Origin of the sequence: Massilia paldalensis (assembly GCF_044901715.1) — a bacterium.
In the GTDB taxonomy this organism is placed as follows: domain Bacteria; phylum Pseudomonadota; class Gammaproteobacteria; order Burkholderiales; family Burkholderiaceae_D; genus Telluria; species Telluria paldalensis.
On sequence record NZ_JBJCIU010000003.1, the window covers coordinates 642,579 to 668,724 of the forward strand.

The 26,146-nt window shown below is 67.0% G+C and carries 24 protein-coding genes; 12 read left to right on the plus strand and 12 right to left on the minus strand.

All coding sequences use genetic code 11. The features are described 5' to 3' along the window. The first annotated feature begins 6 nt into the window (after window positions 1-6). On the plus strand, window positions 7-723 hold the full coding sequence (gene arsH / locus ACI1V7_RS17610) for an arsenical resistance protein ArsH (RefSeq protein ID WP_404533089.1): 717 nt from the start codon (window positions 7-9) through the stop codon (window positions 721-723). A gap of 18 nt (window positions 724-741) precedes the next feature. On the opposite strand, the gene ACI1V7_RS17615 is transcribed toward arsH, so the two are convergent. From ACI1V7_RS17615 to ACI1V7_RS17640, 6 genes are all read right to left on the minus strand, one after another. Next, window positions 742-1,473 carry an Imm52 family immunity protein gene (locus ACI1V7_RS17615; protein ID WP_404533090.1) on the minus strand — a complete coding sequence of 244 codons (732 nt, stop codon included), beginning with the start codon at window positions 1,471-1,473 and terminating at the stop codon, window positions 742-744. Continuing rightward, window positions 1,470-2,063, minus strand: a complete 594-nt coding sequence (locus ACI1V7_RS17620) for a restriction endonuclease fold toxin 5 domain-containing protein (protein WP_404533091.1) — start codon at window positions 2,061-2,063, stop codon at window positions 1,470-1,472. The genes ACI1V7_RS17615 and ACI1V7_RS17620 overlap by 4 nt, the downstream gene beginning before the upstream one ends. Beyond that, window positions 2,064-2,399 (minus strand): hypothetical protein, encoded by a 336-nt coding sequence (locus ACI1V7_RS17625; RefSeq protein ID WP_404533092.1) that lies wholly within the window; start codon window positions 2,397-2,399, stop codon window positions 2,064-2,066. Further along, the gene (locus tag ACI1V7_RS17630) at window positions 2,396-2,887 is read right to left on the minus strand and encodes a DUF4123 domain-containing protein (RefSeq protein ID WP_404533093.1); all 492 of its coding nucleotides are present in this window, start codon (window positions 2,885-2,887) and stop codon (window positions 2,396-2,398) included. The genes ACI1V7_RS17625 and ACI1V7_RS17630 overlap by 4 nt, the downstream gene beginning before the upstream one ends. A 3-nt stretch (window positions 2,888-2,890) precedes the next feature. Further along, window positions 2,891-3,298 carry a PAAR domain-containing protein gene (locus ACI1V7_RS17635; protein WP_404533094.1) on the minus strand — a complete coding sequence of 136 codons (408 nt, stop codon included), beginning with the start codon at window positions 3,296-3,298 and terminating at the stop codon, window positions 2,891-2,893. Between the two features lie 158 nt (window positions 3,299-3,456). Further along, window positions 3,457-4,479 (minus strand): zinc-dependent alcohol dehydrogenase family protein, encoded by a 1,023-nt coding sequence (locus ACI1V7_RS17640; protein ID WP_404533095.1) that lies wholly within the window; start codon window positions 4,477-4,479, stop codon window positions 3,457-3,459. A 95-nt stretch (window positions 4,480-4,574) separates the two neighbouring features. Between ACI1V7_RS17640 and ACI1V7_RS17645 the strand changes: the two genes are divergently transcribed. Continuing rightward, a complete protein-coding gene (locus ACI1V7_RS17645) occupies window positions 4,575-5,465 on the plus strand; it encodes a LysR family transcriptional regulator (RefSeq protein ID WP_404533096.1) in 891 nt (296 codons plus the stop codon). A 108-nt stretch (window positions 5,466-5,573) separates the two neighbouring features. After that, window positions 5,574-6,116, plus strand: a complete 543-nt coding sequence (gene sodC, locus ACI1V7_RS17650) for a superoxide dismutase [Cu-Zn] SodC (protein ID WP_404533097.1) — start codon at window positions 5,574-5,576, stop codon at window positions 6,114-6,116. A gap of 52 nt (window positions 6,117-6,168) precedes the next feature. On the opposite strand, the gene ACI1V7_RS17655 is transcribed toward sodC, so the two are convergent. Beyond that, complete coding sequence (locus ACI1V7_RS17655) at window positions 6,169-6,645, minus strand: nuclear transport factor 2 family protein (protein ID WP_290415141.1); 477 nt, start codon at window positions 6,643-6,645, stop codon at window positions 6,169-6,171. A gap of 142 nt (window positions 6,646-6,787) precedes the next feature. Here ACI1V7_RS17655 and ACI1V7_RS17660 point away from each other — a divergent pair, with 142 nt between their 5' ends. Together ACI1V7_RS17660 and ACI1V7_RS17665 are read left to right on the plus strand one after the other, a co-directional pair. Further along, a complete protein-coding gene (locus tag ACI1V7_RS17660) occupies window positions 6,788-7,351 on the plus strand; it encodes a TetR/AcrR family transcriptional regulator (protein WP_404533098.1) in 564 nt (187 codons plus the stop codon). A gap of 59 nt (window positions 7,352-7,410) precedes the next feature. Beyond that, entirely contained in the window at window positions 7,411-9,630 is a 2,220-nt protein-coding gene (locus ACI1V7_RS17665; protein WP_404533099.1) for an ATP-binding protein, read from the plus strand. A 101-nt stretch (window positions 9,631-9,731) separates the two neighbouring features. Here the strand turns inward: ACI1V7_RS17665 and ACI1V7_RS17670 are convergent, their stop codons facing one another. The 3 genes from ACI1V7_RS17670 to ACI1V7_RS17680 form a co-directional block, all read right to left on the minus strand. Beyond that, window positions 9,732-11,360 (minus strand): M28 family peptidase, encoded by a 1,629-nt coding sequence (locus ACI1V7_RS17670; RefSeq protein ID WP_404533100.1) that lies wholly within the window; start codon window positions 11,358-11,360, stop codon window positions 9,732-9,734. A gap of 73 nt (window positions 11,361-11,433) precedes the next feature. Beyond that, window positions 11,434-13,752 carry a M28 family peptidase gene (locus tag ACI1V7_RS17675; RefSeq protein WP_404533102.1) on the minus strand — a complete coding sequence of 773 codons (2,319 nt, stop codon included), beginning with the start codon at window positions 13,750-13,752 and terminating at the stop codon, window positions 11,434-11,436. A 70-nt stretch (window positions 13,753-13,822) separates the two neighbouring features. After that, on the minus strand, window positions 13,823-14,491 hold the full coding sequence (locus ACI1V7_RS17680; RefSeq protein ID WP_404533103.1) for an energy transducer TonB: 669 nt from the start codon (window positions 14,489-14,491) through the stop codon (window positions 13,823-13,825). Window positions 14,492-14,751: 260 nt separating this feature from the next. Between ACI1V7_RS17680 and ACI1V7_RS17685 the strand changes: the two genes are divergently transcribed. The 6 genes from ACI1V7_RS17685 (at window position 14,752) to ACI1V7_RS17710 (ending at window position 23,003) form a co-directional block, all read left to right on the plus strand. After that, window positions 14,752-15,399, plus strand: coding sequence for a response regulator transcription factor (locus ACI1V7_RS17685; protein WP_404533104.1), 648 nt, complete (start codon window positions 14,752-14,754; stop codon window positions 15,397-15,399). Between the two features lie 88 nt (window positions 15,400-15,487). Further along, the gene (locus tag ACI1V7_RS17690) at window positions 15,488-16,426 is read left to right on the plus strand and encodes a hypothetical protein (protein ID WP_404533105.1); all 939 of its coding nucleotides are present in this window, start codon (window positions 15,488-15,490) and stop codon (window positions 16,424-16,426) included. Between the two features lie 13 nt (window positions 16,427-16,439). Further along, window positions 16,440-17,960, plus strand: coding sequence for a sensor histidine kinase (locus ACI1V7_RS17695; protein WP_404533106.1), 1,521 nt, complete (start codon window positions 16,440-16,442; stop codon window positions 17,958-17,960). A 41-nt stretch (window positions 17,961-18,001) separates the two neighbouring features. Further along, entirely contained in the window at window positions 18,002-19,690 is a 1,689-nt protein-coding gene (locus tag ACI1V7_RS17700) for a M14 family zinc carboxypeptidase (RefSeq protein ID WP_404533107.1), read from the plus strand. Window positions 19,691-19,713: 23 nt separating this feature from the next. Beyond that, window positions 19,714-21,399, plus strand: coding sequence for a PQQ-dependent sugar dehydrogenase (locus ACI1V7_RS17705; RefSeq protein WP_404533108.1), 1,686 nt, complete (start codon window positions 19,714-19,716; stop codon window positions 21,397-21,399). Between the two features lie 86 nt (window positions 21,400-21,485). After that, window positions 21,486-23,003 carry a S41 family peptidase gene (locus ACI1V7_RS17710; RefSeq protein ID WP_404533110.1) on the plus strand — a complete coding sequence of 506 codons (1,518 nt, stop codon included), beginning with the start codon at window positions 21,486-21,488 and terminating at the stop codon, window positions 23,001-23,003. 117 nt (window positions 23,004-23,120) lie between these two features. Here the strand turns inward: ACI1V7_RS17710 and ACI1V7_RS17715 are convergent, their stop codons facing one another. Continuing rightward, entirely contained in the window at window positions 23,121-23,465 is a 345-nt protein-coding gene (locus ACI1V7_RS17715) for a hypothetical protein (RefSeq protein ID WP_404533112.1), read from the minus strand. 200 nt (window positions 23,466-23,665) lie between these two features. Between ACI1V7_RS17715 and ACI1V7_RS17720 the strand changes: the two genes are divergently transcribed. Beyond that, window positions 23,666-24,229, plus strand: a complete 564-nt coding sequence (locus ACI1V7_RS17720; protein WP_404533113.1) for a hypothetical protein — start codon at window positions 23,666-23,668, stop codon at window positions 24,227-24,229. A gap of 18 nt (window positions 24,230-24,247) precedes the next feature. Here ACI1V7_RS17720 and ACI1V7_RS17725 read toward each other — a convergent pair whose 3' ends face one another. Next, entirely contained in the window at window positions 24,248-26,062 is a 1,815-nt protein-coding gene (locus tag ACI1V7_RS17725; RefSeq protein WP_404533114.1) for a DUF885 domain-containing protein, read from the minus strand. Between the last annotated feature and the right edge of the window lie 84 nt (window positions 26,063-26,146).

Below are 26,146 nucleotides of genomic sequence, written 5' to 3' on the forward strand. Positions count from 1 at the left end.
CGCATCATGGACAAGATCCCGCATCTCCCCAACATCCGCCCCGAGCAACTCGACCTGCCGACGCCCGCCAAGCTGGAGTCGGCCGCATCGTTCGACCATCCGCCGCGCATCCTGATGCTGTACGGCTCGCTGCGCGAGCGCTCCTTCAGCCGCTTCCTCACCTACGAGGCGGCGCGCATCCTCGAGCACTTCGGCGCCGAGGTGAAGATCTTCGATCCGATGGAGCTGCCGATGGTGGGCAGCGTGCCGGAGACGCACCCGAAGGTGGTCGAGCTGCGCGAACTGTGCATGTGGTCGGAAGGGCAGGTCTGGTGCAGTCCGGAGCGCCACGGCGCCGTCACCGCCGTGATGAAGAACCAGATCGACTGGATCCCGCTGGAGCAGGGCGCCATCCGCCCGAGCCAGGGACGCACGCTGGCCGTCATGCAGGTGTGTGGCGGCTCGCAATCGTTCAACGTCGTGAACACGCTGCGCCTGCTGGGGCGCTGGATGCGCATGTTCACGATTCCGAACCAGTCCTCCGTGCCGATGGCCTACAAGGAGTTCGACGACGAAGGACGCATGCGCCCGTCGGCCTACTACGACCGCGTCGTCGACGTGATGGAAGAGCTGTTCAAGATGACGCTGCTGCTGCGCGGCCGCAGCGACTACCTGAACGACCGCTACAGCGAGCGCAGCGAGCGGGCCAGGAAGGCGATCGACCGGCAGATCGAGAAGTTATGACACGACCGGCCCGGCCATTCAGAATTTTTCGACGAATTCCGCGTTGGTCGGAAGAAGGTCCTGATCGACAAGGCGGGTCTCGATGGCGTTGGCCCGTTTGATGTGCTCTTCGTTTTCCATATCGAAGGTTTCCTCGACCGTTACGATGAGCGTGCCGAGCTGCTGCTTCCCGGCGTCGTCCATGATCTTGATGACTTGCGCTGCTTCGGGTACTTGCCGGCTTTCGATCTTGAAGGGGAGGTAGATCATCCAGCCTGCGCCTGGCCGGTCCGGGAAGACGCTGTGGTCGAGGTATTCAGCGTGCGCTATCTGTACAAGCATTGGCTTCCACAAATTGACAATAGACTGAACCAATCCGATGACATTTTTGTAGTTCCGAAGGGAGTTTACTTCTTCGCACCGGAAATGAAGAAATGATGGGATTTGTCCAGTGCCATAATTGACAGTGTAGACTGCTCCCCCTTCATCTTCTTTCCCGTTCCATACGCCTAGATCTCTGTTATCGCTTGCATGATTATCGCTGTCCGCGTTTGCCATTGCCAGCGCTGCTGTGCTGGGGCCAGTTTCAGTGAACGCAGCGTTGAGAAGAGATTGCTCTGGCGTACTTGCAGGCGGAAACCACTCATCGAGAGGAAAACCCGCATTCTGTAGTGTTTTTGCCAGCTTCCATAGAGCAACATACTGCTCTTCAATTGTAGGAAGAGGTGACGCTACGCGAAAGTTGGCGCTAATCTGAAGATTAAAGATCATGGAGTTAGGAAAGTTCTTATGGGAAATAAAGAAGCACGAAATCTTGCGGCGAAATATGCATGGCTCATCGGCTGCATGAAGTGCCAATGTAATCTCGTGGGCGGGGACATGCTGATTACCGTACTCTGATGTTTAGCCTGGCTTAAAATTTTAGGAAGTCCGGTAAATTCGAAGAAAAATTTGGGCCGCGAAGCCGATTTAAAAAATTGATCGTAAGCCGCTTTAGCTTCTAGCAGGAGGCAGCCTTGCGACTTGAACCCATCGAAATCCGTGGCCTTGAAGTTCCACTCCGTATATGGCGCGAAGCCAGTAATGCGTGCCTGATAAGAGCGCGAATTCTCGGACATATTCCACTTGCGCTCCACCAGCGTGCCGCAATCCGGCGGGCATTTTGAACACGTGTCCTTGGTTTGCGTCTGCGTACCGGCTTGCGCAATGGGCGCCGTTTTCGCCTGGTCCGCGGCATCAGCTTTCTTCCTGGCCGCTTCGTTGACGGCGACTGCGCCGGCACCGGCGACGGCTGCAACGCCGAGTGCGCGCAGCAATGCGGCGCCTGCCGCTTCAAGGAGTGGGACAGCGAGCGCAGCCATTCAATCCTCCCTCAGCTTGGACTTCGCCTGCGCAAGCAGGTCCGCAAACCGTTGTTCGACAGTTCGGCCTGGTTTCCTGAGCCATGCATCGATGGCGGGCTGCCGGTAGAAATTCGGCGCGAAGGCTTCGTAGTAGAGAAATTGCGTGATCGTGCCACCGTCCTTGAAACCCAACGCTACCGCATGCGCATAGGCGCGTTCGAGGCGGTCGCGCAGGCTTCTGTCTCCGGCAAGCTCCGGATATTCATTGACGATCATTTGATGAACTTCGGCCACGTACTGGAGTTTTTCCAATCGATCCAATTGCGCGAGCTGTTCCTCGCTGAACCTGATCATTCGCTCCTCCCCGCCCATACCCTGCGGCCGTTGTAGATGAAAAGCCACTCGTCGATCAGATGAAAGAATGCCGCTTTCTGCTCGGCGCTCATCGTCTGAAAGAGGTTACCCAACACACGCGGATCGTAGAACCTCACCAGTACCTTTCTTCCGTCGGGCAGCTCGCCATCGAGCTTCAGTTGCAGCAACTGGCTCAATCCTTCCAGGTCGATCGATGTCATCAGCCAGGAAACCGATGGGAAGGCTTGCTCCAATTCGTACAGCGGCTGTATCTGATCCGGTGCTTTCGCGGTATCGACGAGCCAGGGCCCCGCATGGGCAAGCGGTTCATCTTCCGTGCCCAGGAAGATAGGGCGGTTGATACCAGCTCGATGCTCGAGGCGCCGACCGGTATGCTGCTCGTACTGGAAACCGTCTACCAGGGCATAGAGGTGGAGCGCGGTCCCGTTTTGCAGGCGGTTCTGGAATCGCGTGACGACGTCGATCATGACTCAGCTTCGGACAACCATGGAGGAGCCGGCAGCCGCCGCCTGTGCAAGGCAGTCGAGGCAGATGGAGGGCGCCTCCTGTGCAATCGCCTTGGAATTGACCTGAAGGTTTTCGGAAGGGGAAGACGCTGTGCCAGTATCGGTATGGTTGTCCCACCACGTCGTGACTTGGGAGGTGACAATGGTCGCTCCGCAGGCGGTCTTGTCGCCATCGCGTGCGGCCGATTGTCCAAAACCTGTCGTATCGTCGGCGCCGGTCGTAATGGCAAAGATGCCTTTGCATTTGGGACACACCGTCAAGTCACCAACCCGTGCGACGGCCTTCCCGTGAATTTCCCAAGTCATGTCACCAGTAATGATAGTGCCGCCATGACTCGTGCGATCTCCCATGCGTGCGAAGGGTTTGCTCATCTGAACTCTCGATCAGGTTTAATGCGACAAGGTTAAATTGCAATTCCAATAGTGTCACAAAGAAATGGTGTTGTCATTAGATGATCCCATTCATGCTGGCTGAATAAGGGGCACCTGCGCGTGCCCAAGTACTCATCTGTTCAGGTTGGACCGGTCGTTCAACCTCTTTCATGCACGATCGCCAGCTTGCCGACATGCGTCCGTCCCTCGGCCAGCACGGCATACGCATCGTCGGCCTCGTCGAATCCGAAGCGGCGGTCGATGACGGGTTCGATACGGTGGGCCGCGATGGCGCGCACGGCCTCGCGCAGGTCCGCGACGGAACCGGTGTTGTTGCCGACGATGCGCAGCGCCTTGGACATGATCGCCAGCACGTCGACCTGGGCGTGCGCGCCGCCGACGAAGCCGACCGTGAACACGGTGCCGCCGACGGCCGCGGCGGTGATCGAACGGGCGAAGGTAGCGCCGCCGACGCTTTCCACGACGAGGTCCGCGCCCCGGCCCGACGTGATGTCCATGACGGCCGCGTCCCAGTCCGGCCTGGCGACGTAGTCGACCAGGTGGTCGGCGCCGAGGCGGCGGCCGCGTTCGAGCTTTTCCTCCGACGACGACGCCAGGATCACGGTGGCGCCGCTGGCCTTGGCAAATTGAAGCGCGAACAGGCTGACGCCGCCCGTGCCGAGGAGGACGACGACGGAACCGGGCCGGACTTGGGCCGACCGCACGGCATTCCACGCCGTCGTCGCGGCCACGGGCAGGGTGGCGCCCTGGGCGAAGTCGAGGTGTGCCGGCAGCGGCACGACGCTGGCGGCCGGCACCGCCACGTATTCCGCCAGCGATCCCGGCAGCGTGATGCCGCGCATGCGCCGCACGCGGCGCTGCTCCAGCGGACCGCTGTGCCAGTCGGGCATGAAGTGGGGGACGACGCGCATGCCGACACGGACGTCCTCGACGTCCTCGACATCCGGACCGAGGGCGACCACCTCGCCCGCGCCGTCCGAGACGGGGATCATCGGAAACCGGGCGCCGGGAAAGCGTTCCGTGGCGACGGCGAGGTCGATGTAGTTCAGCGCCGCCGCGCGCAGGCGCACCAGCACTTCCCCCGGACCGGGCTGCGGGTCCGCCAGGACCGTCCTGCGCAATCCGGACAGGGAAGGGGCGACGAGTTGGATGGCATGCATGGTTCACTCCTGTAGCAACGAGCACCCAGTGTGATTGCGAACCAGAAAGAGATAAACTGCGGTTTTATTCGAGGATTTCCAACCGGAGCTTGCGAATGCACCTGCTGGACAGCATGAAGATGTATGTGCTGACGGTCGAGAAGGGCAGCCTGAGCGCGGCAGCACTTCACGCGGGCGTCTCTTCGACGATGGTCGGCAACCACCTGCGCGCGCTCGAGGAGCGGCTGGGCATGCAGCTGGTACGCCGCACGACGCGGCGCCAGTCGCTGACGGCGTTCGGCGAAGATTACTACTTGCGCTGCAAGGAGATCCTGCGGCTCGTGGCGGAGACCGACGTCCAGGCGCAAGCCATGCGCCTGGCGCCGGCCGGCAAGCTGCGCGTCAGCGCCCCCGTCACGTTCGGCACGCAGGCGCTCGTGCCGGCCTTGCCGGACTACCTGCAGCGCCATCCGCAGGTCGACATCGACCTGGACTTGTCCGACCACGTCGTCGACCTGGTCGAAGGGGGCTTCGAGGCGGCGATCCGCATCGGCGAGCTGCCGGACGACGCCAACCTCGTGGCCCGGCCGCTGGCGCCGTACCGCCTGATGATCTGCGCCGCGCCCGATTATCTGGCGCGGCGCGGCACGCCGGTGCTGCCTTCCGACCTGCGCCAGCACGACTGCCTGGCATTCAGCGCGGCCAACGTGACGCACTGGCGCCTGCAGCACGCGCAGGACATCTGCCGGGTGCCCGTCGAGGGCAGGGTCAGCATCAACAACGGCCAGGCGCTGCGCGAGGCGGCCTTGCACGGGCTGGGCATCGTCCTGCAGCCCGCGCTGCTGCTCGAGGCCGACGTGCGCGCGGGACGGCTGGTCCACCTGTTGCCCGACTATGCATTGCCGAGCCGGCCGATGCATATCGTTTACCTGCCGGACAGGTACCGCTCGCTCAAGCTGCGCAGCTTCGTCGACCACGTGGCGGCCCGTTTCGCGCCCGACGCATGAGCGCGTATGGCAGGGCCGCCCGCAGCCGTCCCACCCTGTCCGGTATTATCGAATACACTACTCCCGCCCCCACATCCTCAACCTGAAAGATCCCTGAAAGGAGACGGCATGATGACCAAGACCCTCGGCGCGCTGCTGGCCTGCGCCCTCGCCACCGCTGCCGCCGGCGCGGCGGCCCAATCGGCCGAGAAGCTGCAAGCGCCCATGACGCTCGTGACGCCGGACGGCACCGGCAAGATGATCGGCAACGTGACGATCACCGAATCGCCGAAAGGCCTCGTGTTCACGCCCAAGCTCACCGACCTGCCGGCCGGTCCGCACGGTTATCACGTGCACGAGATGGGCAACTGCGGCGCCAACGAAAAGGACGGCAAGAAGGTCGCGGCGGGCGCCGCCGGCGGCCACTTCGACCCGCAGGCCACCAAGCACCATGCCGGTCCGACCGGCGATGGCCACCTGGGCGACCTGCCGCCGCTGGTCGTGGGCGGCGATGGCACGGCCACCGTCGCGGTGACGGCGCCGCGCCTGATGAAGCTGGCCGACGTGAAGGGCAAGGCCCTCATGATCCACGCCGGCGGCGACAATTACTCGGACCAGCCGAAACCGCTGGGCGGCGGCGGCGACCGCATCGCCTGCGGCGTGATCCAGTAAATCCACCAAGGGCGTCCGCGTGGCCGGACGCCCCTTCATCACAGGTCCTACATCACAATCCGAGGTCCGACAGCCCCGGGTGGTCGTCCGGACGCCGTCCCAGCGGCCAGTGGAACTTGCGCTCCGACTCCTTGATGGGCATGTCGTTCAGGCAGGCATAGCGGCGCTGCATCAGGCCGTGCTCGTCGAATTCCCAGTTCTCGTTGCCGAAGGTCCGGAACCAGTTGCCGGAATCGTCGTGCCATTCGTAGGCGTAGCGCACGGCGATGCGGTTGCCTTCAACCGCCCACAATTCCTTGATCAGGCGGTAGTCCAGCTCCTTCTTCCATTTGCGGTCCAGGAACTGCACGATCTCGGCGCGGCCGTTGACGAATTCCGCGCGGTTGCGCCAGCGGCTGTCCGGCGTGTAGGCCAGCGAGACCTTTTCCGGGTTGCGGCTGTTCCAGCCGTCTTCGGCCAGGCGTACCTTCTGGATCGCGCTCTCGCGGGTGAACGGCGGCAGCGGCGGACGGCTCTCGATATCGGACATGGCGTTTCCTTTCTTTGATAGGTAGACAGACCTGTATCGTAGACGCCGTCGCGCTGCGTCCAAGCTGTCAGTCATGAGAGGTTGCGGTAGACAGGGCTGTCTGTCACAATGGAGTCCCGCACCACGTCACGCCGGAACCTCCATGCCCCAGCCCTCCGCGCGCGAGCGCATCCTCGACACCGCCAAGCGCCTGTTTTACCGCGACGGCCTGCGCGCCACCGGCATCGACCGCATCATCGCCGAGTCGGGCGTGGCCAAGATGTCGCTGTACCGCCACTTCCCGTCCAAGAACGACCTGATCGCCGCCTTCCTCGCCTGGCGCCACGACCACTGGATGGCCTGGTTCAGCGGCGCGGTCGAGGCGCGCCTGGCGGAGCGGGCCGAACTGGACGTGCTGGCCGATGCGCTGGGCGAATGGTTCGCGCAGGACGATTTCCGCGGCTGCGCCTTCATCAACGCCGTGGCCGAGACCGGCGCGGTCGAGGAGGCGCTGCACCTGCGCCAGGCGATCGTCCACAAGCAGGCGCTCGAAGACTACGTCGCCGGCGTGGCCGCACGCCTGGGCCTGAATCAACCCGCGCTGGCGGCGCAAGAGGCGATGCTGTGCGTGGAAGGGATGATCGTGCGGGCGCAGTTCCGGCGCGATCCGCAGGTGGTCGCGGCGGGGCGGCGCCTGCTTGCGCACATCGGGCGTGCATACGTTTAACAATGCTGTATCATGGAAACTAGGCATTGCATTGCCTTCATCATTCCAAGAACAACACCATGCCCTGGCCCATCGACCTCGCGTCCGACGACGATCCACACCGCAAGACCGGCGCCATGGAGCGGCAAATGCGCGAGTTCCCGTGGGAGACGACCAGCGTCGGACCGGTGGCTGACTGGCCCGCCGGCCTGAAGCACGCCATCCGCACGCTCCTCGATTGCCAGCTGCCCATGCACCTGACCTGGGGCGACGACTATATCCAGTTCTTCAACGACGCCTACACGCCGCTGCTGGTGAACAAGACCCGCGCGCTGGGCTGCGACCTGCGCGAGATCTGGCCCGAGCTATGGCCCGACGTGGCCCCGCTGTTCGCGCGCGTGCGCCAGGGCGAGCCGGTGGGCGGCAGCGGCCAGTGGCTGCCGATGAACCTGCACGGCTATCCCGAGAAGCGCTGCTTCACCTTTTCGTACAGCCCCGTCTACCGCGACGACGGCAGCGTCGGTGGCGTGCTCGCCACCTTCATCGACACCACCGCCAGTGTCCGCGCCGAGCGGCGCCAGGCGCTGCAGCTGGCGCTGGCCGATGCGCTGCGCGGCGCGGCCGACCCGCTGGCGCTGGAACGCGCGGCGGTTGCGTGCATCGGCACCTATTTCGAGGGCGCCCGGATCGGCTATGCCGTCATCGACCACGCCAGCGGCGGGGCCGTCGTGCGCGTCGACCGTGCCGGAGGCGACGATGCCGGACGCCCGGACGCCGTCGTCCCGCTGGGCATGCTGTGCTTCGACCAGGAGGCGCGCCTGCATGCCGGCGAGACGGTGTGGACGGCCGATGCGGCCCAGGACACGCACGTGTTCGACCCGGTGCGCTGGCGTACCCTCGGCATTGCCGCCGGCATTGCCGTGCCCCTGCTGGACAACGGCCGCCTGGAGGCGCTGCTGTTCCTGCACGAGACGGCGCCGCAGCACTGGATCGCGGACGAGACGGCCATCCTGGAAGACGCCGCCTACCGCATCTGGGATGCGCAGCGCCGCATGCGCGCCGAGCACGCCGTGCGCGACGAGACGCGCCAGCTGGAACTGACCAGGAAGGCGAGCGAGGCGCTGGCGCAGGAGCGCGAACAGCTGCTCGCCTCCGAGCGCGCCGCCCGTTCCGAGGCCGAGCGCCACAACAAGATGAAGGACGAGTTCCTGGCCATGCTGGCGCACGAGCTGCGCAATCCGCTGGCGCCGATCACCAGTGCGGCCCAGCTGCTGCGCCTGCCGGAAGTGAACGAGGGCCTGCGCCTGAAGGCCAGCAACATCATCTCGCGCCAGGTACGCCACATGACGGAGCTGGTCGACGACCTGCTGGACGTCTCGCGCGTCACGCGCGGCCTGGTCAAGCTGGAGAACGAGGTGCTCGACCTGAACAAGGTCGCCATGGCCGCCGTGGAGCAGGCCCGTCCCCACCTCGAGGAGCGCCTGCACACGCTCTCGGTGGAGCTGCCGCCCGATCCGGTGCCGGTCGAGGGCGACCGCACGCGCCTGATCCAGGTGCTGGTCAACCTGCTCAACAACTCGGCCAAGTACACGCCGCAGGGCGGCAAGATCGCGCTGGCCGTCGTCAACGACGGCGCGTCGGCGGAAGTGGTCGTGCGCGACAACGGCAGCGGCATCGATGCCCAGCTGCTGCCCCACGTGTTCGACCTGTTCACCCAGGCCGACCGCGCGCCGGACCGTTCGCAGGGCGGACTCGGCATCGGCCTGGCGCTGGTCAAGAGCATCGTCCGCATGCACAACGGGAATGTGGCCGCCCACAGCGACGGTCCCCAGCGCGGCACCACGATGACGGTGACGCTGCCGGTGGCGCAGGCGGAAGTGGGGCAGGTGGTGCGCACGGGGGAGGGCGGCGACGAGGCGCATCCCCTGTCCGTGACCATCGTCGACGACAACGGCGACGCCGCCCACTCCCTGGCCGTGCTGCTGCGCGCGCATGGCCACACGGTGCACGTGTACGAGGATGCATCGAGCACGCTGAAGGCGGCGGGGGGCACCGACACCGAAGTCTTCATCCTCGACATCGGCCTGCCCGACATGACGGGCTACGAACTGGTGCGCCGCCTGCGCCGCGACCCGCGCCATGCGCACGCCGTCTACGTCGCGCTGACGGGCTACGGCCAGCAGCGCGACCGCGAATTGTCGCGCCAGGCGGGCTTCGATCATCACTTGGTCAAGCCGGTGGAGATCGGGAAGCTGGCGCAGATCCTGGCGGCGGCGGGGGAGCGCAAGCCTGCTGCATAAGGACCGTCGTCCCCGCGGAGGCGGGGATCCAATGTCGCACGCGTCATCGAAACGCGTGCAGAAATTGGGCCCCTGCCTGCGCAGGGGCGACGGTGGCGTAATTACTTCGCGCTCTCGCGCACCTTCCCGAACTGGTCCCCCGCCTTCCACGTCGGCATCGCCGGCGCATCCGCCACCGCGCGGCCCAGGTTCAGCGTGAACTGCGCCTGCTGCACCATGCCCGCCAGATCCCAGCTCGCATCGTATTCGTCGTTGGCCTGGTGGTAGCGCGCGCCGTAGGCCTTCTGCTTGGCGTCGCTGGCTTCCTTGTCCTTCACCCAGTCACGGCCACCCGAGATCGAGAACGCGGGCACGCCGGCCTTGGCGAAGCTGAAGTGGTCACTGCGGAAGTAGCCGCCGCCCAGGTCGGGTCGCGCGGCCGCCACGTTCAGCTGCATCGCCTTGGCGACCGTCGCCGCCGTCGCTGCCAGGCTGCTGCGTTCGCTGCCCTGCACGCCGATGTCCCTGGCCGCGCCAACGAAGTTCAGGCTGTCCAGGTTCAGGGCTGCCGCCGTTTTATCCAGGGGCCACAGCGGCTTGGCGGCGTAGGCCGCGCTGCCCAGCAGGCCTTGTTCCTCGGCCGCGACCCACAGGAACATCTGGCTGCGCCTGGCCGGGTGCCTTGCCGCTTCCTGGGCCATGGCCAGCAGGCCCGCCGTGCCCGAGGCATTGTCGACGGCGCCGTTGTAGATGGTGTCGCCGCTGTCTCCCTGCTTGCCCAGGTGGTCCCAGTGCGCGCTGTAGATGACGACTTCGTTCTTCAGCTTCGCGTCGGTACCCGGCACGATGCCCGCCACGTTGAACTGTTCCAGCGTGCGCACGGCCGCCTTTTCCTGGCCCTGCACGCGCGCGTTCAGCACCACCGGCTTGAACGACTTGTCCTCGGCGGCGACGCGCAGCCTGTCGAGGTCCTGGCCGGCGGCGGCGAACAGGGCGCGCGCCGTCGCGTCGGTCACCCAGCCCTGCATGCCGGAACCGAGGTCGGCATCGGCCAGCTGGAAGCGCTCGGCGGTCCAGCTGTTGTGCACCACGCCCCAGCCGTACGACGCCGATGCGTCGGTGTGGACCAGCAGCACGCCGGCCGCGCCGCGGCGCGCCGCTTCCTCGAATTTATAGGTCCAGCGGCCGTAGTAGGTCAGGCCCTTGCCGGCGAAGCGGTTCGGTTCCGCCGTCGTCGGCGCCGGATCGTTGACCAGCATGACGAGCACCTTGCCTTTGACGTCCATGCCCTTGTAGTCGTCCCAGCCGCCTTCTTCCGGCGCCGCGATGCCGTAGCCGACGAAGACCAGCTCCGCATCCAGGTTGTGCTCGGCCTGGGCATCGCCCGGCGCCCACACCCAGTCCTTGCCGAAGGCGAGCGCCAGCGGCTTGCCGCCCGCGACCAGCGCGACCGAGCTTTCCTGCGGCAGCGCCTTGACGCCGGCGATGCGCACGCTCTGGCGGTAGCTGTTGCCGTTGGCCGGCTTCAGGCCCGCGGCCAGCGCCTGGGTCTCGAGGTAGCTGACGGTCAGGTCGCCGCCGCGCTGGCCCGTGCCGCGGCCTTCGAGCAGGTCGGACGAGAGGAAGGCCAGGTGGGCGCGCAGCGGCGCCTCCTGGACCGTGGCGGCCTGGCCTGGCGCGGCCGCGAAGGTCGGATGGGAGAAGGCCAGCGCGATGCTGGCCGCGAGTGCCGAGGAAACGATCTTGTGCATGGAATCCTGCAGGTTGGTGGATGCAAAAGTGCGCCTGCATTGTAGGGCATCCTCCCGCCCGGCCGGCCCGAAATCAGGGAAAGCGCAGGATGTCGACCGTCATCGTGGTGCCGCTGTCCGGCAGCAGGCGCGGCCGCATGTCGTCCGGCCGCGGCGGCAGTCCCGCCGGCAGGCCGGGAATGCGCTCCTGCACGAAGATCGAGAAGGCCGGGTCGCCGACCAGCTCGATGGCAAAGCGCAGCTCGCGCTCGCCCATGCCGTGCAGCGTCGCCTGCCAGCCGCGGTAGCGGCGGTCGGTGAGCACGCGGCCGTTGACGCTGGTGCGCAGGGTGTCGGCGCCGTTCAGGCGCAGCACGAGGTCGGGCGCGCCGTTCTTCGAGCGCAGCAGGAATTCGACGCGGCGCACGTCGCCACGCCGCTCGTCCTTCTCGATCAGCAGGTAGGGGTAGAAGACGGCGTCGTCGCGCCGCGCCGCGCCATACCACACGGGGTCGCTGTCGACGCCGAAGGTGTAGGGCATCACGTAGGGCTGCAGCGCATTCGGGAAAACGCTTTTGGTCCAGGCGTCGACGGGGCCGGCCGGATGGATCCAGAACGCCTGCCAGCTCGGCGTGTCCTTCAGGTACAGCAGGCGGTTGGGCACGGGCAGCTCGGGCCGCACCGGATGCGCGGCATAGGCCATCCCGATGCAGGCGCCGCCCGCCAGCAGCAGCGGTGCGGCGACGAGACGTCCCTTCACCTGCGCCAGCAGCATGCTGCACAGCGCCAGCAGCAGGCAGGCGAGCAGCGCGGGCAGCAGCAGCCAGCGCGGCGACAGCCAGGCGGCGCTGTCGACGGCGGCCGGCACGATCAGCACCAGCGCCGGCACGGCCGCCAGCGCCAGCAGCGCCGTGCGCCGCGCCGTCAACTCCAGCGCCAGCGCCAGCCACGCCGCCTGCGCCGCCAGCAAAGGCCAGGCCAGCACGTAGCTGGCGCCCGGCGCGCCATAGCTCACGGCCAGCAGCGCGACGTTCGCCGCCAGCATTGCGCCCAGGGCCAGGCAGGCCCCGTCCAGGCGCGCGAGCAGGCGCCGCTGCAACAGCGCGAACAGGGCCGCCGGCAGCAGCACGAAGGTCCAGGCTTGCCAGCGCAGGCCGTCGTCGCCTGCCAGTTCCCCCACGTCCCAGCGCCATTGCAGGCCGGTCAGCGCTTCGCGGCACAGCCAGGTGATGAAGATCGCCAGGGCCGTCATGAACACGAAGCCGAACATGCCATGCACGATGTCGCTGCCGGCGATGTCCAGGCGCCGCACGGCGAGTCGGCATGCGGCCAGGTTCAGGGCGCAGGCCAGCAGGGTCAGGGGCCACACGCACCACATCGGATAGTGCACCTGGCCGACGAAGGGCAGGGGAAAGAACACCTGGCCGCGGCTGCACGCCGCCGGCAGCCGGGCATTGCCGAAGTGGCGCAGCAGGGCGAGCATCGTGTCGCCTTCGTGCTGCAGGCTGGCGCTGGACAGCTGCTGCGGCACGTCATGCATGCCGTCCCAGCCCAGCGCGCCGTCGAGTGTCGCGAACTGCAGGGTCGCGGCGCCCGTGGCCGCCAGTGCCCGCGCCGCCGTCCGTTGCGGCAGGCCTTGCAGCAGTTCCGCCATGAACGAGGACCCGCGCGGCGCCGGCGCCAGGCGCGCCCACGCGCCGAGCGCAAAGCCGTCGGCGGCGCCGGCATCGACCAGCGCCAGCGGGCCGCGGTTGCCCGCATGGTCGAAGCGCAGCGCCACGCGCACCCGCCCGGCCCACGGATGCGATTCGGCGAAGGCGCGCGTGCCCAGCGCCTGCCCGTCGCTGTCCGCATCGGTGAAGACGAACACGATGTCGTTGTCCAGCGGCGGGCCGGCCTGCAAGGCGCGCAGCGCTTCCAGCAGCGCGGCCGCGCCGGCCGCGCCGTCGGCGGCGCCGGGAGAACCGGCGCCCGAATCGTAGCGGGCGCTAGCCAGCACCATGCGGCGCGGGCCGTCGGTGCGCGCGGTGCCGGGCTTGCGCACGACGACGTTGCGCGCCTCGGCCAGCGTGACGCGTACGTTCGCCATCATGTCGGCCGATGCCGTCTGCGCCATCGCCGTCTGGACCTCCGGTTCCAGGCCGAGGGCGCGCACCTGCGCGAGCAGGTAGCCGCGGGCGCGTGCATTGGCCTGGCTGCCGGCCGGGCGGGGCGCCTGGGCCAGCGCGCGGACGTGGGCCAGCGCCCGTCCGGCCGAGAAGCCGGAAGGAGAGGGACCTTCCGGCACCGGCACGCTGGCCGGTCGCAGCGCGAGCCAGCCGGCCAGTGCGGCCAATATCACGATGGCGGCGATCGCGGCCACCGTGAACGGATTCGGACCGGCGTGGCCGGGCAAAGCGGGATCCTGGCGCATCGCGCACCTCCATAAAAAAAGCCCGCCGAGGGGGCGGCGGGCAAAACTGGCTACAGGGGTTTCTTCTTGCTCAGTCGAGCGTCCAGACGTAGGCGAGGCGTGCCCATCCCGCTTCCGCCACGCCGTTGTTCAGCGCCGGCTTGAAGGTGCACAGGCTGAGCGCATGGATCGCGGCCTGGTCCAGGTCGCGCGAGCCGCTGGAACGCTCGACGCGGGCCGACGTCACGCGGCCATCCACGCCCACCAGCAGGGCCAGCGTGGTGGTGCCCGCATCGCCGTTGCGCAGTGCCCGCGTCGGGTAGGCCGGCAGGGCGCAGGCGTTGGCGTCGGCGAAGACGGCGCTGCGGATGGTGCCTGGCTGTGCCGCCGGCTTCGTTGCGGGCGGCGCGTCGACCACGGGCTGCTGCGCCGGCGTGGCCGGCTGCGGTGCCGGCTCCGCCGTCGTTGCCTGCATGGGAGCCGGGTCGGGCGGCGCTGCCACGGGAATCTCGACCGGCGGCACGAACAGCCTGGGCGGCGCCGTTTGCGCTACGGGGTGCGGCGGCTCGGGCGGCGTCGGCGGTGGCGGCACCGGTTCGGCCTGGAACGTCACGTCGATGCCGTCCGGGGTGGGCAAGGGCAGCTTTTTCATGTCCAGGCCCTGGACGAACAGGATCGCGAGCGCCGCGTGCAGGCCCGCCACGACGGCGAACTTGCCGAAGCGGCTGCCGCCCTGCTGCTTGGTATGGGAAAACTGCATGGTCATCCTCCTTGTCGTTGCCGGGAAAGGGATACGAGAGAAACGATATTGCCATCCGTTAGAAATAATATATGCCATGTATTGGAAGTTAGCAAAGGGTTTTATGAGTAGTCCTCGATTCCATCGAAAGATAAGAGCGGAAGCGGGAGGTCGCGCCACGTGCCGTTGTATGAAATAATCAACGCACGCCATCTACCGCCCGCGGGTAAGTCCCGCTGCCAGCGTGTGGCAAAGGCCGGAGCGAACCAGGGAGAACACAAGTGCAGAAAGACCAAGCGATCCGCATCATGCTGGCGGACGACCACCCGATCGTGATGCAGGGCTTCGCCATGTCGCTGGGCGCCCAGGGCATGGAAGTCGTCGGGCAGGCCAGGACGCCGAGCGAGGCGCTGGCGATGTACGAGGAAACGAAGCCCGACGTCGCCGTCCTCGACATCCGCTTCGGCACCGAGCTGACGGGCATGGACGCCGCCCAGAACATCCTCAAGGCGGATCCGAAGGCGAAGATCGTCTTCCTCAGCCAGTTCGACCAGGACAGCCTGATCAAGGAAACCTACCGCCTCGGCGCCCACGCCTTCGTGACCAAGGATTGCGACCCGGCCGACCTGGCCGACGCCGTGCGCCACGCGCGCGCGGGCAAGCTGTATTTCCTGCCCCAGATCGCGGAGCGCCTGGCCAGCCTGGCGGTGCGCGGCGACGTCTCGCCGCAGTCGCAGCTGGACGAGCGCAGCCTGGAGATCTTCAAGCTGATGGCCGAGGGCCTGACCAATGCGGAGATCGCGGAGCGGCTGGACCTGTCGACCAAGACCATCAGCAACATCAGCCAGGCAGTGAAGGAAAAGCTGGGGGTGCACCGGCAGGCCTACATCACCAAGCTGGCGGTGAAGCATGGCTTGATCGAGCCTTGACCGTCTGATTCCTTACGTGCTGCGCCGCGTATTTCAGTTGGCGAAATTGGCCCCCTGCCTGCGCAGGGGCGACGTGTCCTTTGTATCGTTGCCCAAAAGACCGTCGTCCCTGCGCAGGCAGGGACCCAATTTACTTACCGTCGTCGCGGCACTGCTTGCCCTCGCAACCCCCGCCCACGCCGCCAGGCCCGACCCCACCCCCGGCTTCCGCTTCGAGATCGTCACCACCGACGACGGCAGCGCCGTCACCCGCCGCATCGTCGACGACCTGACGCGGCGCCTGGTTCCCCTCTTTTCCGTGTTCCGCACCGAACTGGCCCAGCGCCGGCGCATGCTGTACGTCGCCATCGGGCCGGATGCGCTGCGCGAGGTGGCGCAGCGCCGCTGCGACTGCGTCGTGATCTCGACCTTCACGTCCAGCCAGGTCGTGCGCGCGATCGTCGCCACGCTGCCGCCGGAACGCGCGGCCGCCGTCACGGCCGTGTATGCGGAACCGGCACCCGACGACCAGCTGCGCCTGGCCGCGCTGCTGTACCGCCGTCCCGTGCGCGTGGCCGCGCTGCTCGGCCCCGGCACGGCCTTCCTGAAGCCCGTGCTGGCGGCCGGCGAAGGCGCCAACCGGGTCGCCGTGCTGGATGCGGGCAAGGATGGCGACATCAACCGCCTGCTGGGCCAGATCGCCCAGACCGATGCCTTGCTGGCGCTGCCCGACAGCAGCATCTACAACGCCGAGAACTTCCGCAACATCCTGCTCTCGACCTATCGCCACAAGCAGGGCGTGATCGGCTTTTCCAGCGACATGGTCAAGGCCGGGGCGCTCGCCACGACCTATTCCGAGATCGAGGACATCGACGCTCAGGTCGAGGAAATCGTCGCCGCCTACGTCGCCAGCGGCACGCTGCCGGCGCCGCAGTTCCCGCGCTACTTCCGCACCATCGTCAACGAGGGCGTGGCGCGCTCGCTCGACGTCGAGGTGTCCGACGCCGTGCGTGCCTTCGCGCGGCCGGCGCCGGCGCGCAAGCCATGAAGGGACGCATGCCATGACGGGGCGCTGGCAGTTCTGGCGCGGCTGGAGCATCGGCCTGCGCATGGCCTTCATCACCATGCTGCCGGTGGCGCTGCTGTTCACGTCCTTCGTCTGGTATTCCTGGTATGCGCACCGCGCCCAGGTGGACGAGGAGCTGGCCGAGCGCGGCACCATCCTGGCGCGCGCGCTGGCCGTGACGAGCGAGTACAACGTCATTTCCGGCAACCTGGCCGACCTGCGCCTGACGATCAACGGCCTGGTGCAGTCGGACAGCAGCGTCTACCGCGTCGACGTGGTCGACGTCAACGGCAGGAATGTCATCGCGGTGGTGTCCGAACACCCGGTCGAGGCGGAGGGCCGCGCCTTCGTCGCCACGATCCGCAAGCAGGTCATCTGGATCAACCTGTTTTCCGACAACGGTACGCCGCACGTCACGGCTTCCAGCGACACGCGCCCGCCTACCTTGACGAGCGAAGTGGTGGGCCAGGTGCGCGTGACGATGTCGCCGACGAACATGCTGGCGAGGCAGTTGCGGCGCTTCCGCATCGAGCTGGCGATGGCGGCGCTGGCCCTGCTCGGCAGCGGGCTGCTGGCCTGGGTGCTGGCGCGCAGCCTGATCGTGCCCCTGCGCGAGGCGATCGCCACGCTGCGCAAGATCCGCGGCGGCCACTACCGCGTCGAGCTGCCCGTGACGACGGGCGGCGAGGTCGGGGAGCTGCAGGCATCGATCGGCGAGATGTCGGTGGCGCTGGACGAATCCAAGAAGGACCTGGAGAACAAGGTGGCGGAGCGCACCCGCGACCTGCTCGCCTCGCGCAACGAGGCGCTGCGCGCCGACGCCGACAAGCGGAAGCTGATCCAGAAGGTCAACAACATCATCGAGGACGAGAGGAAGAGCATCGCCGTCGAGATCCACGACGAACTGAATGCCTCGCTGATCGCCGTGCGCCTGGAGTCGCAGACGATCCAGCACCTGGCCACGCGCGCAGCGTCCGCAGCCCCAGCCGTATCCGAACCCGGAGCGGAGCTGCAGCAGATCGCCGCCAAGGCGCAGGCCATCACCCGCCTCGCGCTCGACCTGTACGCCAACGGCCGCCGCCTGGTGCGGCGCCTGCGCCCCGAGGTGCTGGACATGCTGGGCCTGCACGGCGCCGTCGAGGAAATGGTCAACCACTACCGCAGCTCGGGGGTGCTGTTCGAGTTCGATTCGCATGGCGACTTCGCGAAGATCGGCAACGAGCTGGCCATTTCCGCCTACCGCATCGTGCAGGAAGCGCTGTCGAACGTGATGAAGCATTCGAACGCGGGCTTCGCGAGGGTCGACCTGGCCCTGTCGGAAGACGAAGGCGCCCTGCACATCGAGGTGCAGGACGACGGTGACGGATTCGATCCGGCCGTGGCGTCCGAAGGCATCGGCATCATCGGCATGCGCGAACGCGTGCATGCGCTGGACGGCAGCATCCGCGTGCAGTCCGCGCCGGGCGAAGGGACGCTGGTGGCGATCACGCTGCCGCTGGCGCCGAAACCGGGTTAAATTACTGTCCTCGGCAATACCACCATCATTCACGGAACATCATGCAGAACGCCTTGACCACGCCTTTCGAGAAGGGCAACCAGAACCAGACCACCACCTGGGCCGATTGCATCGCCTGGTACGACGATCTCGCCCTCCAGTATCCGAACGTGCTGCGCTTTTCCGTCGTCGGCACTTCGGATGCGGGCGTGCCGATCCATGCCGGCGTCGTCTCGGCAGACGGTGTGTTCGAGCGCGAGCGCATCAAGCGGGAAGGGCGCCCCGTCTTCTTCAACAACAACGGCATCCACCCTGGCGAGCCGGAAGGTGTCGATGCCTGCATGGCGCTGGTGCGCGACTTCTGCCAGCAGCCGGAGCGCCTGGCGGCGCTGGGCAAGACCGTGTTCCTGTTCGTCCCCCTGTACAACGTCGACGGCGCCTTCAACCGCGCGAATACCTCGCGCGTGAACCAGGACGGTCCGGAAGCATTCGGCTTCCGCGGCAACAGCCGCCACCTCGACCTGAACCGCGACTTCGTCAAGTGCGACACGCTGACGGCCCAGACCTTCAATAAACTGTTTACGGCCTGGGATCCGGACGTGATGGTCGACACCCACACATCGAACGGCGCCGACTACAGCTACACGATGACGCTGATCCACACCCAGGCGGACAAGCTGGGCGGCGACCTCGGCGTGTTCCTGCGCGACACCATGCTGCCGTTCATGTACGCGGAGATGGACAAGCGCGGCTGGCCGACCTGCCCCTACGTCAATCCCGTCAAGGACAGCCCCGACGACGGCATCGCCGAATTCCTCGAAACGGCGCGGTTCTCGACCGGCTACGCCGCGCTGCACGACACGATCGGCTTCATGCCCGAGACGCACATGCTGAAACCCTTCGCCGACCGTTACGCATCGATGCGCACGCTGGTCGAGACGGCGCTCGACTTCACCGTCGCGCACGGCGAGCAAATCGTCGCGCTGCGCCGCGCGGCCAAGGCCCACGGCCGCATCCGCCGCGAATGGCCGATCCACTGGGCGATGGACGAGGCGAATCCGTCGTCCTTCCGCTTCAAAGGCTACGCGGCGAAGTACAAGGCAAGCGTGCTGGGCGACTACCAGCGCCTGTACTACGACCGCAGCGCGCCGTTCGAGCGCGACATCCCCTACTACAACCGCTTCCCGGCCGACATCACGGTGCCGGCGCCGCGCGCCTACGTCGTGCCGCAGCAGTGGCGCGAGGCGATCGAGCGCCTGCAGTGGAACGGCGTGAAGCTGGAGCGCGTGGAGGCCGAGCGCCAGGAAGACGTGTCGGTGTACCGCATCGCCTCCGTGAGCTCGCGCGCGCGCGCCTACGAAGGCCATATGTTCCACGACGACGTGCAACTGGAACGCGGCCGCGAGACGGTGACGATCCGCGCCGGCGACTACATCGTGCCGCTCGACCAGGACAATGCGCGCTACGCCGTCGAGACGCTGGAGCCGCAGGCCCACGACAGCTTCTTCCGCTGGGGCTTCTTCAACAGCGTGCTGGAAAAGAAGGAAGCGTATTCCGATTATGTGTTCGAGGACGAGGCCGAGCGCCTGCTGGCCGCCGAGCCGGAACTGGCTGCGAAGTTCGATGCGTGGAAGGCGCAGAATCCGGCGCTGCTGAAGGACCAGGGCGCCGTGCTCGACTTCATCTTCGCCCACTGCGCGCGCTGGCGCGAGCCGGAGTGGAACCGCTATCCGGTCTTCATGATCGATTAAAACATACCGAGGAGGGGGGGAGCATGAACAAGAAGAACATCGTCGCGCTGGCTGGACTGGTGCTGTCGACGGGAGGCGTGCTGGCGGCGCCTGCCGGCCAGACCTATTTCGAGCAGAACTGCGCGAGCTGCCACACGGTCGACAACAAGCTCGGTTCGCGCGCCGGCCCCGGCCTGTTCAACGTGGTCGGACGCAAGGCGGCCAGCGTGGCCGGCTACAACTACAGCGCGGCGCTGGCCAAGGCCGGCGCGGCCGGCAAGACCTGGACGAAGGAGGAGCTCGATACCTTCCTGCGCGACCCGGGCAAGGACGTGCCGGGCACCACGATGCCGATCGGGATCGCGGACGCGAAGCAGCGCGCCGCCGTCATCGACTGGCTGGCCACGCAGCGCGGCCAGGTGGCCGCCGCCGCGCCGGGCGCCACGTCCGGTGCGGGAAGCAGGGCGAATGCCAAGGACGGCGCCTGGACCGGGGACAAGCCGGGCGACCTGCACCACATCACGGTCGACCAGCTGGTCGCGCCCTACGGCACCGACAGCGCCGGCAACGGCCCCAAGGTCGCCAAGCGGCCGGACGGCGCCTTGCCGGCCGTACCCAAGGGCTTCAAAATCTCCATCTTCGCCGACGACACGGCCCGGGCACGCTACGCGCTGCGCGCGCCGAACGGCGACATCATCCTGGCCGACACGGGCCGCGACCGCGTCACGATACTGCGTCCGAACGGCGAGCAGGGCGGCACGGCGAACGTGTTCGCGACCGACCTGTCGCGCCCCTACGGCCTGGCGCTGTGGCCCGCCGCGAATCCGAAGTACCTGTACGTCGCCAACGTCAATTCGGTGGTGCGCTTCCCGTTCGCCGTGAGCGACCTGAAGGCGCGCGGCAAGCCGGAAACGGTCGTCGAGAAGATCAGCGACACCAGCGGCGGCCATACGACGCGCACGCTGGCCTTCTCGAAGGACGACAAGACCATGCTGCTGTCGGTGGGCTCGGCCACCAACGTGGCGACGAGCATCGGCGCGAAGCCGCCGCAGCCGCTGGCGCAATGGGAAAAGGTCCACGGCCTGGGCGGCGCCTGGGGCGAGGAAACGGACCGCGCCGCCGTGCTCGCGTTCGACCCGGACGGCAAGAACCGCCGAACCTATGCAGCCGGCCTGCGCAACTGCGTGGGCATGTTCGTGCACCCCGCCACGGGCGACCTGTTCTGCAGCGTGAACGAGCGCGACGAACTGGGCGACAACCTGCCGCCGGACTACGTCACGCGCGTCAAGCAGGGCGGCTTCTACGGCTGGCCGTGGTACTACCTCGGCGCCCACGAGGATCCGCGCCAGAAGGGCGTCCGCCCCGACCTGAAGGACAAGGTGATCGTGCCCGACACGCTGATCCAGGCCCACTCGGCGCCGCTGGGCATGGCCGTGTACCAGGCCCCGGCCGGCGCGAAGCACGCCTTCCCGAAGGAGTACGAGGGCGACATCTTCGTCGCGCTGCACGGCTCCTGGAACCGCGGCATCCGCACCGGCTACAAGGTGGTGCGCGTGATGATGAAGAACGGCGTGCCGACCGGCCAGTACCAGGACTTCATGACGGGCATGGTGCTGAGCGACCGCGATGTCTGGGGCCGCCCGACGGCCGTGACGGTGGCGGCCGACGGCGCGCTGCTGGTGCTGGACGACGCGGGCGGCGTGATGTGGCGGATCGTGCCGGGCACGTGAGGTATGCATCGGAAAAAGCGTGATTCCTGTGCTTCCGGACCGTATCATTCGACGGCATATCGACGAATGATGGCCTGGAGGATTCCTTGAGCAATCACGCTTTTCGTGCGCTGCACGCCGGCCTCGCGCTGCTGGCCGTTGCTTTCGGCGCCCACGCGCAGACGGCCGTCCCGGCCACGCCTGCAGAATGGCGCCAGGCCGCCATCCAGGACATCGAGGAAGGCGCGCGCATCACGCGCGACAACCATCCGGGCATGTTCGACCCCGCCAACCCCGCCTTCGCCGGCAACCTCGACAAGGCACGCCAGGAAGGGCTGGCGCTGGCGGCGAAGGTCGATGGCCCGGGCGCCTACACCGCTGCCCTGCTGCGCTTCAACGCCGCCATCGGCGATGGCCACGCGGGCATGAACCCCGGGCTCGGCGCGGAACTCGCGCCGGCGCCGCGCTGGCCCGGCTTCGTGGTCGTCTGGCGCGAGACGGGCCTGTTCATCCATGCATCGGAACCGGGCGGGCCGGCCGCCGGTTCGCAAGTCCTCGGCTGCGACGGCAAGCCGGTCAAGAAGCTCCTCGAGGACAATGTGTTCGCGTTCGACGGCCGCATCGGCGAGCCGGGGCGCTGGTGGTCCCGCACCCGCAACCTCTTCGTCGACTCCGGCAATCCGTTCATCCAGCTGCCCCGGCGCTGCGAGTTTGCCCTGAACGGAAAGACCTATGCCCGCGACATCGCGTGGAAGCCCTGGGACGAGCAGACCAGACGCTGGCGCACCGCCGCCTACAACGGCCAGACGCTGGAGGCGGGCCTGTCCGAGCCGCGCAAGGGGCTGTACTGGATCGCGATGCCGAGCTACCAGCCCGACGAGAAGGAGCGCGAGACCTACCGCGCCATCAACAAGGAGATATCGGGCAAGCGCCAGCGTTTCCTGGATGCGGATGCGGTCGTCATCGACCTGCGCCAGAACCAGGGCGGCTCCTCGTTCTGGAGCCGCGACCTGGCCGTCGCGCTGTGGGGAGAGGGCCGTGTCAAGCGGCGCATGGACGCGCGCTCGGCCAGGACCGAGGTCTGGTGGCGCGCGTCGCCCGGCAACGTGGAGCACGTCACACACCTGGTCGAGGAGCTGACCAGGGAAAAACAGGCTGATGCCGTGGAGTGGGCGCGCCGCAACAGCGCCGGCATGCAGGCGGCCCTGGCGCGCGGCGACAAGTTCTATGTGGAGAAGGACGGCGACATGGCCGCAGTCGCCAAGTATCCCGCCGCGGACCTGCCGACCGACCCGCCGCCATTCACCCGGCCCGTGTACGTCATCGTGCCCGGCCAGTGCGCCAGCGCCTGCCTCGATGCGCTGGACGTGTTCACCCAGTTCCCCAATACCGTCCTGATCGGCGCGCCGAGTTCGGCCGATTCGACGTATATGGAAGTGCGGACGCAGAAACTGCATTCCGGGCTGGCCTCGGCGATCATTCCGAACAAGGTCTACGTGAACCGGGCCCGCGCCAACGGCCAGGTGTACCTGCCGGCGATCTACGTGAACGACCTCGATTGGTCGGTCGCTACCTTCCTGCGGGTCGTGGAGCGCGACCTCGCACGCAAAGCGGTGGGTAAATAACGACGTTGCCCGGCGCCCCGCGTGACGTGGTGCAGCGTGCGCGCAGGTTGAAGCAAGTCTTGCCATCAAAAGGAGCCCGCGCGGAGCTCCTTGTTCGTGTGCGCTACCGAGGCGTGTTCAGACGGCGACGACCGCTGCGGCGGGCAGGGCGATGCCCAGCGCCGACGCGGCCAGGGTATTGTCGGCATCCGAGCCGGCCAGTACGTAACCGCGTTCGATCAGCTTGCGGGTGTAATACTTGTTGTACATGAAGGCCCAGACGAAGCCGACGAAGAAGGAGCCGATGCCGAAGGTCATGAAGCCGATGATCAGCCAGACGACGAAGCCGCCGATGAAGGTGATGAAGTCCGAGCGGAACAGCGCGGGAAAGAAGCCGAAGAAAAGCGTGGTCCAGGAAAAGCCGTAATAACCGTCCTTCACGATGCCGGACTCCTTGTGTTTCAGTGCGATGCGCGTTGCCATGATTCCCCGTTCTGGATTGTTGTAGGTATCGATGCCGGCGGGCGCCGGCCAACGGGAAGTATGCCGAATTTTTCTCCCTGGAAAACTCACCGATTTTCACCCGACACCAAAAAGCCGTGCAAAGGATGGGCTGGACAGGCGGGCGCGGCTTGGGCATATTCTGCTTTTCGACCATGCACGCCGATGCCCGTTCACGACCAATGAAACGATCCCTCTGCCTGACGCTGGCCCTGTACAGCCAGGCCCTGTATGCGGCCGAACCGCCCGCTTTCTACGTGGTCGACCTGCGCCAGGAAGGCAGCCCCGCGCTGCACTCCACCGTGCGCGGCGTGGCCGCCGGTACCGAGCTGCCCTACGTGCTCACGGAGCCGAAGGCGAAGATCGATTGCTGTTTTCATGTCGGCCCGAAGCCGGGCGCTCGCCCGGCGAAGCCGAGGGCTGGCAGCGCGTCGGAGGTGCTGTACGGCGATCCGGACAAGGACGAGAAGATCCAGGCCTACCCCGGCTACCTGGCCGGCAAGGCCGCCATGGGCGCGCAGCCTGGCGCTATCGCCTTCGGCCTGACGGGCATGACCGCGGTGCGCAAGCGCGGGCGGGATACGTGGGAAATCACGCTGGGACAGGGCGCAAGGCCCGTCGTCGTGCGCCAGTGCCTCGGCATCGAAGGCATCCATATGCGGCTGTATCGTACGCCGCGCGACCGGAAGCCTTACGCGGATTACTATGTGCCGCTGGGGTACGATACCGAGGCGACCTGTCTGTAGGCCGCCTCGGTTGCAGCGTCATTTGCTCTCGGCGATCCAGCGGTCGACCTTCTTCTCCAGCAGTTCCAGGGGCAGCGTGCCTTCGCCCAGCACGATCTCGTGGAACTTCGGCAGGCTGAACTTGCTGCCCAGCGCCGTCTCCGCGCGGCGGCGCAGTTCCTGGATCTTCAGGGAGCCGATCTTGTAGCCCAGCGCCTGGCCCGGCCACGCCATGTAGCGCTCGGTCTCGCTGCGCGCGATCGATTCCGGGTAGCCCAGGGTCTCGCGCATGTACTGGATCGACTGCTCGCGCGTCCAGCCTTTGGCGTGCATGCCCGTGTCGACGACCAGGCGCACGGCGCGCAGCATCTCGTCGTTCAGGTGGCCGAAATAATCTTCCGGCTTGTCGAACAGGCCCATCTCGCGGCCCAGCGTCTCGGCGTACAACGCCCAGCCTTCGGTGAAGGCATTGTTGCCGCCGAACTTGCGGAAGTTCGGCAGGCCCAGCTCCTGCATCAGCGCGATGTGGAAGTGGTGGCCCGGCTTGCCTTCATGCAGGAACAGCGTGACCATGCCCGTGCTGCCGTATTGCGTCGGGTCGTTCACCACCGACCAGAACACGCCGGGGCGCGAGCCGTCGACGGCCGGCGGCGTGTAGTGGTCGGATGCCGTCGCGCGCGACAGTTCCGGTTCCAGGCGCAGGTCGAGCGGCGTCTTCGGGCGCAGCGTGAACAGGGCCGGCAGCTTGGTGTCGAGCACGCCGTCGAGGTGGCGGTAGACGTCGATGACTTCCTTGTCGGTCTTGAACGGCTTGTATTTCGCCTGTTCCGACACCCAGGTCGGCAGGCCGGCGGCGGGTCCCGTGTAGCCCATCTTCGGGCCGATGCGCGCGTACTCTCCCTGGATGCGCGCGACTTCCTTCAGGCCCGTCTGGTGGATCTGCTCCGGCTGCAGGTCGGTCGTGGTCTGGCTGGCCACGCGCACGAGGTACCAGTCCATCCCCTGCGGCAGCGCGTTCCAGCCGGTGCTGGTGCGGCAGGCCGGGATGTATTCCTTGTCCAGGAAGTCGGCCAGGCGCTGCAGGGCAGGGTTCAGCTTGGCCTCGATGACGACGCGGTAGCGGTCCGTCAGCAGCTTCTTGTCCGCATCGCTCACGCCGGCCGGGAAGTTCTTCACGGGCGCATAGTAGATGCTGTCTTCCGGCTTGGCGGCCACCAGCTGCTTGAACTGCGGCAGGGCCGATTGCATGATCGCCTTCGGCTGCACCACGCCGCGCCGCATGCCCTCGCGCATATTGGCGATGGCCTGGTCGATCCACGGGCCGAGCTGCGACAGGCGGCTCAGGTAGGCCTGGTAATCCTTGGCGCTCGACAGCGGCTGCGCGCCCTGGCCGCTGGCGTAGTTCGCCAGCGTCACGGGCAGGCTGTCCATCTGGTTGATGGGCAGCAGGTGTTCGGGGAAGGGCTCGAAGCGCAGCGCCGTGCGCAATTCATAGTCGAGGATGTCCCAGCTGGTCTGGTCGCGCTGCGCGAGGCCGGCGCGCGGGATCGCATGCAGGCGCTTCAGGTAGTCCTTGTACAGCGCGAACTGGGCGGCGCGCTGTTGCGGCGCGATCGACATGCCGATCTGGTCGGCGAAGCGGTTGTCGCCGCTTTCGCCGGCCGATACCGGATCGAAGCGGGCCAGCGCGTCCCAGTAGTCGTCGGCCAGTTTGTTCAGCGTCTTCGAGGCGGCGCTGGCAGCAGGCTTTGCTGCCGCAGGCTTGGCGGCCTTTGCGTCTTCGGCGGCGCCGGCAGAGGCGCAGGCGATCATGGCGGCGCAAGCGATCGCGCCGAACTTCAGGAGGTGTGTCATGTGTCGATGTGCTCTCGGGGGAAAAGAAATGGCGGCGCCCAGCATACCCGGGTGCCGCCAGCATGCCCAGTCTTTACCAGGCTG